Source organism: Streptomyces sp. NPDC058000 (assembly GCF_042886435.1).
GTDB lineage: Bacteria > Actinomycetota > Actinomycetes > Streptomycetales > Streptomycetaceae > Streptomyces.
In genome coordinates this window covers 40,105-52,405 of record NZ_JBHVQS010000063.1, presented here as the reverse complement: position 1 = coordinate 52,405, position 12,301 = coordinate 40,105, and the positions used below count along the sequence as shown (strand labels likewise).

Sequence of the window (12,301 nt, the reverse complement as noted above, 5' to 3'; positions counted from 1 at the left end):
CGGCTCCAGCTTCGGGCCCCGACGAGGAACTGACGCACCAGCAGAAGAAGAGGTCACACAACAACTAACGATCAACTACTGGCGCAGGACACTAGTAGGACTCCGTTAGGTCGGTGTGGGTCTGGGTGGGCTGTGTCGGTCTGATGTTCTTGGTAGGGGGCGGTGGCAGGTGGTGCAGGTGCCGGTCCAGCAGTTCAGCAGGGTCTGGAGGGTGTCCAGGACTTGGTAGAGCGAGAGGCCGGTGTGTGGACTTTTGGGGAGAGCCGCTGTTCGGTAAGGAAGGCGTGGGCGGCTGTGACCAAGGTGACGTGATGGTGCCAGCCGGTCCAGGAACGGCCCTCGAAGTGGTCCAGGTCGAGGCCGTGCTTGAGTTCCCGGTAGTCGTGCTCGATCCGCCAACGCATCTTCGCCAGGCGGACCACGGCGGGTGTGCCGCGGCCCCGTGGTCTACAGCCGCCGAGGGCGGGCGCCGGACAACTCTGTCATCGCGTCTGACTCAGCCCCGCGACGAGGAGTGAGGCGAGTCGGCGTGCGTCGTATCGGGGGTCGCTCTCGGCGCCGATGCAGAGGTTTCCGATGCCGCGCATGAGCTGGTAGGCATCGATTCCGGAGTGGATCTCACCGGAGGCGGCGGCAGCGTCGAGGAGCTGGGTGCACACCGGCAGGAGGCGGTCGAGGAAGTAGGCGTGCAGCGTCTCGAAGCCGGCGCCGTCCCCCTGCATGGCGGCGGCCAGGCCGTGTTTGGTGACCAGGAAGTCGACGAAGAGGTCGACCCACCGCCCCAGGGCGGCATGGGGTGTTGGGCCGGCCGCCAGTAGCGCCGGGCCGGCCTCGGCGCAGGCGTCGACCTGGTGTCGGTAGACGGCGATGACAAGGTCTGCCCGGGTCGGGAAGTGCCGGTAGATCGTGCCCAGGCCGACTCCGGCCTGGGCTGCGATGTCGCGGACCGGCGCTTCCACTCCCGAGGCGATGAAGACCGCGGCGGCAGCGTCCAGCAGGGTCTGCTGGTTGCGCCTGGCGTCCTTGCGCTTGGACTGGGTCGAGGTGCCCGGGCCCTGGCCGCTGTCGTTCACTGCGGCACTCCTTTCGTGACGTGCATTGCAAACCGGAACAGCGTTCCGTATCGTTAGCGGAGCGACGTTCCGTTTCATTCGATGGTACCGGCGAGCGGCCCACCAGGGCCGCTGCTGCCGCCATCACGCTCCACCCGCACGGAAGAGCACGGCCCGCCGGCAGCCGACGCCGATGCGGCGTCTCACGAGAAGCACTCCTCGCTCCCCACCCGCGCCAGTCCTGCGACGCCGCCAACGAACCAGACGGCGCGAAGACACCGAACGGAAGGCAACTCCATGTCCGACTCCAACACCGCGAACGCCCAGCAGATCGCGGACGCACCCACCACGGTGGTATCCGCGCGGCCGGTCGCCCTGTCCGCCCCGGGCCGCGGCGAGGACCTCCAGGTCCGCGTGTCCGCCCCCGCGACCGGCAGCAACCTGCCCGTCATCGTCTTCTCCCACGGCTTCGGCTGGTCGATGGACGGCTACGCCCCGCTGGCGGACCACTGGGCCGCACACGGCTTCGTGGTCATCCAGCCCACCCACCTCGACTCCCGCACACTCGGCATCCCCGCCGAGGACCCCCGCACGCCGCGGATCTGGCGCTTCCGCATCGAAGACCTCACCCGCGCGCTCGACGAACTCGACGTTCTGGAAGCCTCCGTGCCCGGCCTCGCCGGACGACTCGACCGCGACCGCATCGCCGTGGCCGGCCACTCCTGGGGAGCCCAGACAGCGAGCACGCTGCTGGGCGCCCGCGTCCTCGACTCCGACGGCACGCCCGGCGAGGACATGTCCGACCCCCGCGTCACGGCCGGTGTGCTGCTCGCCCTGACCGGCCTCGGCGACGACCTGACCCCGTTCGCCGCCGAGCACTTCCCCTTCATGAAGCCGTCCTTCACCACCATGACCACACCGGCCCTCATCGTCGCCGGCGACCACGACCAGTCCCACCTGTCCACCCGCGGACCGGACTGGTTCACCGACCCCTACACCCACAGCCCGGTGAACAAGAGCCTGCTCACCCTGTTCCGAGCGGAGCACTCGCTCGGCGGCATCCCCGGCCACCAGGTCGCCGAGACGACGGACGAGAGTCCCGAGCGCGTCGCCCTGATCCAGCACCTCACCACGGCCTTCCTCCGCAGTGCCCTGCACGGCGAGGACGCCGGCTGGAAGGCGGCGGCCACCGCACTCGAAGGCGACCCCAACGCGCTGGGGAAGCTGCAGAGCAAGTAGGCGAACGCACCAGGGCCCACTGCGCGGTGCCGGTACGCGACAGGGGGAGTGGGCACCCGGGCGCCCCTTCCCTGTACCACGAGGTGGCGCCCGCCCCGCCCGACCGGCCCCCGGCAGGGACTGCCGACACCACCAAGCAGTCCGCACCGCACGGCATTCGAATGAACAAGGACCCAACGCCCATGACGCAATCCCTCCCTCCCCGCTTCGGGATCATGACGGCTCCCTCGCAGGTCGAATACCACGACATCCTGCGGGTGTGGCGCGAGGCCGACACCATCCCGGAGATCGAGCACGCCTGGCTGTTCGATCACCTCATGCCGATCGGCGGCGACCCCAACGGGGTGGCCTACGAAGGCTGGACACTCCTCTCCGCCCTCGCAGCCCACACCCGACGACTGCGCCTGGGCGTGCTCGTGACGAGCAACCGCTTCCGTCCGCCCGCGCTACTGGCCAAGATCGCCGCGACCGTCGACGTCGTCTCCGGCGGACGCCTCGACTTCGGCATCGGCGTCGGATCGCGCCCCAGCCACCCCGGCGCCCGGCGCGAGTACGAAGCCCATGGCCTGCCCTTCCGTGACACAGACCGCGCCGTGGCCCACCTCGCCGAAGCCTGCACCGTGATCCGGCGGCTGTGGGTCGAGGCCGAACCGTTCGACTTCCACGGCACCCACATCCAGCTGACCGGCGCCTTCGGGAATCCCAAGCCCGTTCAACGCCCGCACCCGCCCCTCCTCATCGGCGGACGCGCCGCCTCGACGCTGCGGGTCGTGGCCCAGCACGCCGACGTGTGGAACATCCCCGGCGGCGACATCGACGACGCAGTACGGCGCAGCGCGCTACTGGACCGCTACTGCGCCGAGATCGGCCGTGACCCCGCCGCCATCACCCGCTCGACCGTGCTGCCGGTCTCCTACGGCCACCCAGACGCGACCCGGAACGCGATCGGCGAGGCCACCAACGCCGGGTTCCACCACATCATCCTCGGCCTGCCGGCGCCCTACCCCGCAGGTGTCGCACGATGGGTCGCCGACGAACTCATCACCGGATCGCCCCAGGAACACTGCTCGGCATGAGCGCGAAAACGCCAGGATCCCGACCGGACAAGCAATGATCCTCGTCATCGGAGTCTTCGGTTCACCGGACTCCGCACCGTACGAGTCCTGCTCGACCAGGGCGAAGACTGCGCCGTGGTCCAGCGCACCGCCCGCGAACTCCCGGCCGTACTCGTCGCTCTTAGCCGCGACGATCTACCTGGGCGCTTGTCAGCTGTGTGCAGAGGGCGTCGAGTGTGTTTGTGGCACGAGCGAGCCCGAGATGGTCGATGTAGTCCCGCGACTCGACGATCAGCCCTTCGCGGATCCGGAAGACGATGATGCCCGGCATGGTCCAGCCCGCGTCGCCGCGGTAGGTGAACTCGCCGATGACCACCTCGGGGTCGGCAGTGTGATGGACGCGTACATCCTCAACGCGAAAGCCTGCCAGGCCAGCCATGAATGTCTTTCCCAATGCGCGGCCGGGAGCCCTGTTCTCCGACGCTGCCAGCTATCGATTCCGCGTCCGTCCGGCATCCGCGCCCGTGGGAGATTCCGGCTCACTCCTCGATGTCGGCACCGACGAATTCGCGCTTGCCTGCACCTTCTCAATTCCGGTCGGCCCGGATGACGACGGGGAGCTGACGCAGCGGGGAACGTGCGTGCTGCCCAACGGAGAATCGGTTTCGTTGCTGGTGAATGACGAGCGGGGCGGTGAGGGGCAGGACGTGCGGTGCTACGCCGGGCTGCGGCTGGATCCCTTCTTCATGGACGTGGCCAAGGAGGTGGAGACGCGGGCGAGGCGGCGGCTCGCCTTCGTACCGAAGGGCACCAACTCCCTGGAGGGCACCGACGTCCTCACCGTCGTGGCAGAGCTTGACGTCGCCGGGGTGTTCGGGGCGGCCTCGGGGAGCGTCTTCGCCGTTGCGGCGGAAACCGTCACGGTCGGACCGTATCCCGTGCGCCTCGAACGCCTCGGCCGCCCCGAGGTCAAGAACATTCTCCTGTCAGACAACGGGGTCGACGCCGCCAATAAAGTCGTTGACCTGCGCGACCTCTACAACGAGGAAGACCCGTTCCGGCTGGGCCCGGGCTACGTGGCCGCCTATCGCTCACGCCTCAACGCCAACCTGGTCTTCTTCGACGGCCTCGACGGCAAGGCGGACTGGACGACGCAGCCGGACGGCACGCATCCGCTGACGGAGCTGCTGCTCGCGGACTTCCTGGTCGTGGACGTGGCCAAGCCGTACGCCGAAGACAGCTATTTCGAGATCGAGCGGGCCCTACTGGAGGGACGAGAGCATGAGACCTGTGGCGGCCGGTCGCTCAACGACGATGTCATCGACACGCTCTACACGCTGATCGTCAACGCGGGCCATGGTCCGCGCGTGAGCGACGGCGTCGACGGGACCGTCCCGGCTTCGCGCGAGTTCCCGTACCTGGCACCGCCCAACCCCGACCCGCCCGAACCCGTTTCCGTCCCGACGGCCGCCGCAAGCTGATGAGCAGTTCCAGGGCGGCCACTCTTGCAGACGGTGAGAGGGGGCCCGGCCTTGCGGGCGGGCCGCCCACGACAGCCGGGGTCATCGCCATGGGCAACCTCGACGCGCGCATCGAAGGTCTGACGTCGCAGGCGACACAGGGAAGACTCACCGCCGACGGCTGGGGCGAGTTGGTAGAGCTGACCGCCCTGCGCGGGCACGTACTGGGTCGCATCGACGAGGCCGAGCGCGCGGCATCGCTGGCCGAGACGTTCGCCGACCAGGCGCCGCGCGATCCTCGCTCGCTCATGGCGCGCGCCAGGCTGGCGGGCCTTTTCCACCGGTTCGCGGCGGCGCTGGACGATCTGGACGCGGCGGCTGCGCTGGGGCTCGATCGGCGCAGCGTGGACGAGGAGCGAGCAGCCGTCTGCCAGGCGGTCGGGCAATACGAATACGCGCTTGCGCTGCATCGACAGGGGCTGTCGAGGAGGCAGGACTTCAGGACCCTCGGTGCCATGGCCCGCTGTCATGCCGAGTGCGGCGAGACCGAAGAGGCCGAGAGGTGGTTTTTGGCGGCGAGATGCGCCTACCGCGGGATCAGCCCCTTTCCACTCGCGGTTCTCGAATTCCAGTGCGGGCAGATGTGGCTGGTCCAGGGCGGTCTGGTGAGCGCGCGCGCCTGGCTGGAGTCGGCCGCTCGCCGACTGCCGTCCTATGTGCCGGCCCAGGGCCACCTCGCTGAGACCGACGCCGCCGAAGGCAGGACGGCCGTGGCGACAGGGCGCCTGCGCCGGCTGGCCCTCGTCAGCGACGATCCCGACTACGCGACCCGGCTTGCCCGCCTCCTGGGCAGGTCCGAGGCGTCGGCGGAGGCTCGGTTCTGGCGTGCCCACGCTGCCGTGCGCTACGAGGAGTTGATGGCGCGCCACCCCGAGGCGTACGCCGATCATGCGGCGGAGTTCTGGCTGACCGTCGGCGGCGATCCCCAGCGAGCGCTTCGGCTCGCGCGGTGGAACCTTGCGCTCCGAGCGACCCCGCGCGCTCAGGCGCTCGTCAATCGCGCGATGTGCCGTGTCGGACAGCATCGAAAGTAGCTGCAATTGGTACAAAGTCGCCGATAGCTGACCGGAAGGACCTCATGACAGCGACTGAAGCCCCACCGCTGCAGCTGGACGAGATTCAGGGCATCGTGCTGCGCAACCGGCCCTCCCCGTACGTCGGCACCTACATCCTGCTGCGTGTGGACGATCCCAGCGCCGGGCGCGAGTTGATGGGGCGTCTGGCCGAGCTGGTCGACTCCGCTGCCAACTGGTGGCAACCGGACCTGCCCGCACTCCTCAACGCCGGACTGACGTATCGAGGGCTCGAAGCGCTCCAGGTCTCGCCGGCCGCCCTGAACACCTTCCCCGAGGAGTTCCGGCAAGGCATGGCGGCGCGCGCCGAATTCATCGGTGACACCGAGGAGAGCGCGCCCGCACGCTGGGAGCCGCCCTTCGGCACCGGCCAGGTACACGTCGTGCTGTCCCTCCTGGCCGCCGACCAGGAGTCATTGGCGGTCGTCCTCGAACGTGCGCGCAAGGCCCACGCACAGCTTCCCGGTCTTCAGGTCGTCCATCGGCAGGACTTCTACCAGCTGTCCACCGGGCGCACCAGCTTCGGCTACAAGGACGGCATCGGCAACCCCACGATCGAAGGCAGCGGTGCCGAGAGTCCGCCCGGTGACGGTTCCGTGCTCAAGGCAGGCGAATTCGTGCTCGGCTATCGCGACGAGACCGGAAACCTGCCACCGATGCCGCAGCCAGCCGAGCTGGGCCGCAACGGCACCTTCGTGGCCTGGCGAAAGCTGCACACGCGCGTCGCGGCCTTCCGCCGGTATCTCCACGACAACTCCGGCAACCCGGAGGAAGAGTCGCTGCTCGCCGCCAAGATCGTGGGCCGCTGGCAGAGCGGCGCCCCGTTGATCCTGGCGCCCGAGCACGACGACCCGGCCCTGGGAGCGGACGACCAACGCAACAACGACTTCCGCTACGAGTCCGATCCGCGTGGCACGATCTGCCCCCACGGCGCCCACGCCAGGCGAGCCAACCCGCGCGACTCAGAGATCATCGGCGACATCCGCCTGCACCACATGATTCGACGGGGCACCAACTACGGCCCCCCACTTTCAGGCCGGCATCCTGGACGACGACGGCGCCGACCGTGGCATCGTCTTCGTCTTCATCGGCTCGCGCCTCGACCGGCAGTTTGAATTCGTGAAGTCGCAATGGTTGAACGACGGCCATTTCACCGGCCTCGACCAGGAGAAGGACCTGCTCACGGGCAATAACGACGGCACGGGCATCTTCACGATCCCGCAGCACCCCATCCGGCGCCGCCTGCACGGCGTAGAGCGTTTTGTTATCACCCGCGGCGGAGAGTACTTCTTCCTGCCGAGCCTCAGCGCGCTGCGTTGGCTGGCGAACCCTGGCGCCTGAGCCGGCCCAACGATCGCATCAATGGACCCACGGCTGTTGTGGGTGGCTGCCTGTCCACAGATGAATGAAGCCGACTGCCAGCAGCTGGGCATCGCGTCATCCTCCAGCAATGCGACTGACAGATAGTTAGTGGCCTGAATCAACAGAATTGCCATTCCGACCGTCAGGTCGCTGCCCGCCGGGGCACGCGGTGACGACCGCGATCACGAAGGTCAGGGCAAGCACGGCGCCGAGGAAGGCAAGAGGTAGGGGCCCTGGTCGCCCTTACTGGCGGTGCTGAAACAGGTCGGGCGTGCCCTGCTGGCGGCAGCTGCGGGACTGGAACGAGGTGGGTACAGTGGCGGGCAGTTGAAGGCTATCGGCGAGCCCGTTACCGGCCGGACTTCCAGGATTTGATGCCCACCGTGTGTGACCAGGGCGCTCTCCGTTTGGATCAGTCCCGCGAGTTGCCGAACAGGATGCGGTATCCGACACCGTGCAGGCGTGGCCGACACACTCCGCGAGCCCGCCGGCCGTTGTTTGTGACGGCAGGAGCCGCGGGGGAGAACCGCAACCCGCGGCTGTGGCAGGTCATGCCTATTCGTCTACTGGTGGCCGGATTCGTGGGCCGCGCTGAGGATGAGATCCGTGACGGCTTGGGGGTGGGAGACCAGGGACACGTGCGAAGAGTTGATCTCCACCGTCTTGCGTGCGTGTGCGCGTTTGGCCTCGTACCGCTCGAGGCTCGGGTTGATGGCCCGGTCCTGCTTGCCGACGAGCACGTAGACGGGCTTGTCCCGCCAGGCTGCCGCGGTGAGCTTGTCGGTGAAGGCCGACTGTGCGATCGGGCGCTGTGTCGCTGCCATGACGGACGCCTGCTGCTGGGAGAGGTCCTGGGCGAAGCTGGCGTGGAGTCTGGCGGGCTGGATGTACACGTCGGTGCCCGTGGTGCCGTCGCCGTTGCGGAACGGGACCTGCTTCAGCGCCTTGGTGAGCGGGGCGGCGGGGAACTTGCCGGAGAGGCTGGCGAAGGACTCTCCCTTGTCCGGCATGATCGCGTTGATGTACACGAGTGCTTTGACGTTGTCGACGCCGGTGGCTGCCTGTGAGATCACTTCGCCGGCGTAGGAGTGTCCGACGAGGACGATCGGTCCCTTGATGGTTTTGAGGAGGCTGTTCAGGTATGTGGAGTCCTGGGGTATGCCGCGCAGCGTGTTGGGTGGGGCGATGACCTGGTAGCCGTCCTGCTGCAGGCGCTGCACCACTGCATTCCAGCTGGACCCGTCGGCGAACGCGCCGTGTACGAGCACCACGGTCGGCTTCTGGCCCGTGGGGGCCCTGCCGAGATCGTCTGCGGCGTGAGTCGGCATCACGGTCAGGGCGGAGAGGAGTGCCACTCCGAGGGCCAGTCTGCCCTTGCTGGATGCCAGGATTCCAGAGACGGTCATGTGCTTCCACTTCCTTGGCGTACAAGTGAAGTTGGCCTGTCAGGCGACTGGGAACACTGAAGATCGTGCGGAAGACGTCGGCAACAGCGACCGCGATTGCCGTATGCGGTCGGCGACGCGAACCGGGACGGGGCCTCAGACGCGGAAAGCGTGATGGTCCGCGTTCCGCCATATGCCGCAGATCACCATCTTCGCGCGTCTGTGCTTGCCTCGCATCCGATGTCGTGCTGGATGAGCGGCAGCGGTTGTGGTGGCTGCTCGACAGGCCGTCGCTGTTGGAGCGCGGGGTTCTCGCCGGGCTGGAGGGCACGGAGCCCGATGGTTGGCACCGCGCTTGCGGTTTGGGCGAGGGCGCAAATGATTGAGTTGCGGCGGCGCGTTCGGCGGTGGCGGCGGCCCAGCGGCCGGAGGCCACGATGCCGAGGATCGCGACGGCCCCTCCGCAGCCGGCGGTGATCCACCAGGCTGCCGGGCGGGCCCCGGAGGCGACCGTGGTGCCGATCACCGCGATGCCGAGGGAGGTGCCGACCTGGCGGCTGGTGGCGGCGACCGCGGCGGCCGCCCCGGCTTGGGCGCGCGGCATTCCGGACACCGCCGTGTACGTGATCGGTGCGTTGACGAAGCCGAAGCGGGGTGGAACGAGGCGAGATCTGCCCCGACGTCGACCCCGACCTGATCTCCGACCTCCTCGTCTCCCCCCCCTCGTCCGTATGGCATCGGGCGGCACCGACCAGCTCGACCCGGAACAGGTAAGCCTGCGGATCATCGACCTTGTCCTCGACGGTGCGGCGCCCGCGCCGAGCTGACGGAAGATGAGCGGACTGGGACACAGCCCGACACGCCGTCACGGCCCCCAAGGCGCAGCCCGTCAGCCAGCACCCGCACCGGATCCCCGGCACCGTCCTCCTGGACGCCGGCCTCCCCGATTTCTGCAGCGACAGGAGAGCCGGTCGGCTTCCACCGCCCGGGTGCCGTCCGAGGTACCCCCGGCAGCCCGTTCGCGTACCGTCGACGCTGACTTCCTGTTGCACCGGTTGAGCCGGGACTGCTGAGGCGGGATCAGGCATCACCCGCCTGTGGGGCGCTGAGTGTGTAGGTGGTTCCGACGCTGGTCTGCACCCGTGCGTCCGGGAGGGCTGCGGCGAGGGTGTGCTGGGCGCGCCAGCCGGTGCAGTGACCGGGGGCGATCAGCTCGGGTGCGAGGAAGGAGCCCGCCGCGTCCGCCACCTGCTCACCCGCCAGCCCCTTACCCAACGGGCCCGCGGCGCCATGCTCTTCGAAGCCCTCTCCCTCGGCAGCCTCGGCCGTGCCCACGAAGCCGAGGCGATCTGGCACGAGTTGATCGCGCTGAGCACCACTACCGGCGACGACCTCCTCCTCGGCCAGGCCCACTCCCAGTACGCCGCGTTCCTCACCCGCAACGGTCGTAGCGCGGACGCAGCGCCTCATCTGGACGCGGCCATCGACATCTACCACCGCCGCAATGACGGCCGCGCCGTCGCCGCGCTCACCGGGCACCTCACCACCCTCGGCCCCAGCGGACAGACCATCACCGACACAGGGCAGTAGCCGCAGGTCTCCAGCTGCCGGGGACGCCCGGGGCGTGTCCGACGGGTCGTATGGCTGCCTGGTGTGCCTGTCGTCCTGATCCGCGTGAGGCGAGGCGAGCCGTCAGAGGCCGACCGGGCGCGGCCGGTGCCGCATCTGGCGTCCGGCCTGAGCACGGCTCGGCGGCCTGGGGCAGGCAGTTCATCCACTGGTGATCTTCGCGGACGGCTCGCCCGCGAAGATCACCACCGGCCCATCGCCCCAAGGAGTTGATCGATTACCCAACGCTCTCTCGGGTGAGGAACTCGTCGATGGCTGTCGCGATCTCCTCGGCATGGGTCTCCAGGGCGAAGTGGCCGGTGTCGAGGAGGCGGATGACGGCGTCGGGGAGGTCGCGCTTGAACGCCTCGGCGCCGGCGGGCAGGAAGAACGGGTCGTTCCGGCCCCACGCGGCCAGGAACGGCGGCTGGTGCTGCCGGAAGTACTTCTGGAAGGCCGGGTAGAGCGCGACGTTGGTGTGGTAGTCGCCGAAGAGATCCAGTTGAATCTCGTCGGCGCCGGGTCGCGCCAGGTACGCGTCGTCAAGTGTCATGCCGTCCGGGGAGACCGCAGTCGGATCGGCTGTACCGTGTGTGTACTGCCAGCGGGTGGTGTCAGGCGACAGGAAGCGGCGCAGCGCGTCGCGGTGGACCGGCGACCGGTCCTGCCAGTAGGCACGGATCGGGTTCCAGCCCTCGCTCAGGCCTTCCTCGTAGGCGTTGCCGTTCTGCGAGATGATCGCGGTGATCCGCTCCGGGTGCTTGGCCGCGATCCGGAAGCCGGTCGGCGCGCCGTAGTCGAAGACGTAGAGCGCGAAACGGTCCAGGCCGATCACCTCGGTGAAGCGGTCGATGACGCCCGCGATGTGCTCGAAGGTGTAGTTGAAGTCGTTGCGCGGTGGCATGTCGGACTGGCCGAAACCGGGCAGGTCGGCGGCCACGAGGTGGAACCGTCCGGCCAGGTGGGGGATGAGGTCGCGAAACATGTGGCTTGCGCTTGGGAAGCCGTGCAACAGCAGCAGTGTCGGGGCGTCGGCGGGACCGGCCTCGCGGTAGAAGATGCTCAGGCCGTCGACGTTTGCCGAGCGGTAGGCGATGGACGTCATGGTGTTTCTCCCTTGACTTTTTAACTGGTTAAGTATCTCTAGTCCGGTTACCTTCTCGGCTCGGTCACTCGGACTTCCCGGTCGTCGACACGCTGCGGGCGGCGTCCAGGATGATGTCCACGACGACGTTGGGGGCGGTGACCATCGGCGTGTGGTCGACCGGCTTCGACACCTGACGGGCCGACATCCGCCCGGCCATGAACCGTTGGGTCTCAGGGGCGATCATGCGGTCCTCCTCGGCCACGAGGAACCAGCTCGGCCGGTCCTTCCATAGCGGTCGCTGGACCTCAACGGTGATGTTGGACAGGGCGATCGGTCGCTGGACGGCTGCGAGAACTGCCTGCTCCTCGGTGGTGGCGCGCTGCGCGAACGCGGCTGCGAACGCCTCCTGCGGGAGCCAGATCAGGCCGTCGGGGTCGGGGTTGAGCACGGGGGCCTTCGGGTGCGGCTCGGCGCGGCCGAAGACGGCGGCGACCGTCTCGCCCTCGTCCGGCGCGAGCGCGGCGACGTACGCGAGGGCTTGCACTTTCGGGTTGCGCGTCTCGGCGATCACGGCGCCGGCATAGGCGTGGCCGACCAGCACGACCTGGCCTTCGACCCGATCGAGCGTCCGCTCCAGCGTAGCCACGTCCGCTGCCGGCGACGTCAGCGGCAGCTGTGCCGCGACCACGTTCGTACCGGCATCCCGCAAGGGGCCGATCACCTTGCTCCAGCTCGAACCGTCCGCCCATGCGCCGTGTACGAGCACCACGGACATGTCGTTGAGGGACATTGCCCACTCCTCTGGATCCGGTCGCCTCGAAGCTCAGCCCATAACCGCCTTGGCGACGTTTTGAAGGTTAGGTAGGTCGTTTGTAACTTGTCAAGAGCCGACAGAGTGGTTACTCTCGATTCGAGGCTGA

General features: G+C 68.4%; 13 protein-coding genes and 2 pseudogenes. 7 read left to right on the top strand and 8 right to left on the bottom strand.

The window, feature by feature from the left end:
* Window positions 1–194: 194 nt before the first annotated feature.
* Together ACFVT2_RS36685 and ACFVT2_RS36680 are read right to left on the bottom strand one after the other, a co-directional pair.
* Window positions 195–422 (bottom strand): annotated as a pseudogene (locus tag ACFVT2_RS36685) (IS701 family transposase); the annotation flags it as partial.
* A gap of 60 nt (window positions 423–482) precedes the next feature.
* Window positions 483–1,073: a TetR/AcrR family transcriptional regulator gene (locus ACFVT2_RS36680; RefSeq protein WP_390025236.1), complete on the bottom strand. Its 591-nt coding sequence runs from the start codon at window positions 1,071–1,073 to the stop codon at window positions 483–485.
* Window positions 1,074–1,349: 276 nt separating this feature from the next.
* Here ACFVT2_RS36680 and ACFVT2_RS36675 point away from each other — a divergent pair, with 276 nt between their 5' ends.
* Entirely contained in the window at window positions 1,350–2,291 is a 942-nt protein-coding gene (locus tag ACFVT2_RS36675; RefSeq protein WP_390025234.1) for an alpha/beta hydrolase family protein, read from the top strand.
* A gap of 182 nt (window positions 2,292–2,473) precedes the next feature.
* Complete coding sequence (locus tag ACFVT2_RS36670; protein ID WP_390025232.1) at window positions 2,474–3,367, top strand: LLM class flavin-dependent oxidoreductase; 894 nt, start codon at window positions 2,474–2,476, stop codon at window positions 3,365–3,367.
* A gap of 160 nt (window positions 3,368–3,527) precedes the next feature.
* Here ACFVT2_RS36670 and ACFVT2_RS36665 read toward each other — a convergent pair whose 3' ends face one another.
* Window positions 3,528–3,785, bottom strand: a complete 258-nt coding sequence (locus ACFVT2_RS36665; protein ID WP_390025230.1) for a nuclear transport factor 2 family protein — start codon at window positions 3,783–3,785, stop codon at window positions 3,528–3,530.
* Between ACFVT2_RS36665 and ACFVT2_RS36660 the strand changes: the two genes are divergently transcribed.
* From ACFVT2_RS36660 to ACFVT2_RS36645, 4 genes are all read left to right on the top strand, one after another.
* Window positions 3,784–4,827 (top strand): DUF4331 family protein, encoded by a 1,044-nt coding sequence (locus ACFVT2_RS36660; protein ID WP_390025228.1) that lies wholly within the window; start codon window positions 3,784–3,786, stop codon window positions 4,825–4,827. The genes ACFVT2_RS36665 and ACFVT2_RS36660 overlap by 2 nt on opposite strands.
* A gap of 89 nt (window positions 4,828–4,916) precedes the next feature.
* Window positions 4,917–5,900, top strand: coding sequence for a tetratricopeptide repeat protein (locus ACFVT2_RS36655; RefSeq protein WP_390025226.1), 984 nt, complete (start codon window positions 4,917–4,919; stop codon window positions 5,898–5,900).
* Between the two features lie 95 nt (window positions 5,901–5,995).
* A complete protein-coding gene (locus ACFVT2_RS36650) occupies window positions 5,996–7,054 on the top strand; it encodes a Dyp-type peroxidase (protein ID WP_390025224.1) in 1,059 nt (352 codons plus the stop codon).
* A 4-nt stretch (window positions 7,055–7,058) separates the two neighbouring features.
* Window positions 7,059–7,280, top strand: coding sequence for a hypothetical protein (locus ACFVT2_RS36645; RefSeq protein WP_390025222.1), 222 nt, complete (start codon window positions 7,059–7,061; stop codon window positions 7,278–7,280).
* Window positions 7,281–7,864: 584 nt separating this feature from the next.
* Here the strand turns inward: ACFVT2_RS36645 and ACFVT2_RS36640 are convergent.
* The 3 genes and pseudogenes from ACFVT2_RS36640 to ACFVT2_RS36630 form a co-directional block, all read right to left on the bottom strand.
* Complete coding sequence (locus ACFVT2_RS36640; RefSeq protein WP_390025220.1) at window positions 7,865–8,707, bottom strand: alpha/beta fold hydrolase; 843 nt, start codon at window positions 8,705–8,707, stop codon at window positions 7,865–7,867.
* A gap of 370 nt (window positions 8,708–9,077) precedes the next feature.
* Window positions 9,078–9,335: pseudogene (locus ACFVT2_RS36635) on the bottom strand (MFS transporter); the annotation flags it as partial.
* Window positions 9,336–9,766: 431 nt separating this feature from the next.
* Window positions 9,767–9,961: a hypothetical protein gene (locus ACFVT2_RS36630; protein WP_390025218.1), complete on the bottom strand. Its 195-nt coding sequence runs from the start codon at window positions 9,959–9,961 to the stop codon at window positions 9,767–9,769.
* A gap of 15 nt (window positions 9,962–9,976) precedes the next feature.
* Here ACFVT2_RS36630 and ACFVT2_RS36625 point away from each other — a divergent pair, with 15 nt between their 5' ends.
* Complete coding sequence (locus ACFVT2_RS36625) at window positions 9,977–10,276, top strand: hypothetical protein (RefSeq protein WP_390025216.1); 300 nt, start codon at window positions 9,977–9,979, stop codon at window positions 10,274–10,276.
* 256 nt (window positions 10,277–10,532) lie between these two features.
* On the opposite strand, the gene ACFVT2_RS36620 is transcribed toward ACFVT2_RS36625, so the two are convergent.
* Both ACFVT2_RS36620 and ACFVT2_RS36615 read right to left on the bottom strand, forming a co-directional pair.
* Window positions 10,533–11,399, bottom strand: a complete 867-nt coding sequence (locus tag ACFVT2_RS36620) for an alpha/beta fold hydrolase (RefSeq protein ID WP_390025214.1) — start codon at window positions 11,397–11,399, stop codon at window positions 10,533–10,535.
* Between the two features lie 64 nt (window positions 11,400–11,463).
* Window positions 11,464–12,171 (bottom strand): alpha/beta fold hydrolase, encoded by a 708-nt coding sequence (locus ACFVT2_RS36615; protein ID WP_390025212.1) that lies wholly within the window; start codon window positions 12,169–12,171, stop codon window positions 11,464–11,466.
* Between the last annotated feature and the right edge of the window lie 130 nt (window positions 12,172–12,301).

Excerpts from the sequence above, each read along its gene's own strand:
- ACFVT2_RS36675 (WP_390025234.1), top strand. The coding sequence starts at position 1,350 with ATGTCCGACTCCAACACCGCGAACGCCCAGCAGATCGCGGACGCACCC.
- ACFVT2_RS36670 (WP_390025232.1), top strand. The coding sequence starts at position 2,474 with ATGACGCAATCCCTCCCTCCCCGCTTCGGGATCATGACGGCTCCCTCG.
- ACFVT2_RS36660 (WP_390025228.1), top strand. The coding sequence starts at position 3,784 with ATGAATGTCTTTCCCAATGCGCGGCCGGGAGCCCTGTTCTCCGACGCT.
- ACFVT2_RS36665 (WP_390025230.1), bottom strand. The coding sequence starts at position 3,785 with ATGGCTGGCCTGGCAGGCTTTCGCGTTGAGGATGTACGCGTCCATCAC.
- ACFVT2_RS36655 (WP_390025226.1), top strand. The coding sequence starts at position 4,917 with ATGGGCAACCTCGACGCGCGCATCGAAGGTCTGACGTCGCAGGCGACA.
- ACFVT2_RS36640 (WP_390025220.1), bottom strand. The coding sequence starts at position 8,707 with ATGACCGTCTCTGGAATCCTGGCATCCAGCAAGGGCAGACTGGCCCTC.
- ACFVT2_RS36625 (WP_390025216.1), top strand. The coding sequence starts at position 9,977 with ATGCTCTTCGAAGCCCTCTCCCTCGGCAGCCTCGGCCGTGCCCACGAA.
- ACFVT2_RS36620 (WP_390025214.1), bottom strand. The coding sequence starts at position 11,399 with ATGACGTCCATCGCCTACCGCTCGGCAAACGTCGACGGCCTGAGCATC.
- ACFVT2_RS36615 (WP_390025212.1), bottom strand. The coding sequence starts at position 12,171 with ATGTCCCTCAACGACATGTCCGTGGTGCTCGTACACGGCGCATGGGCG.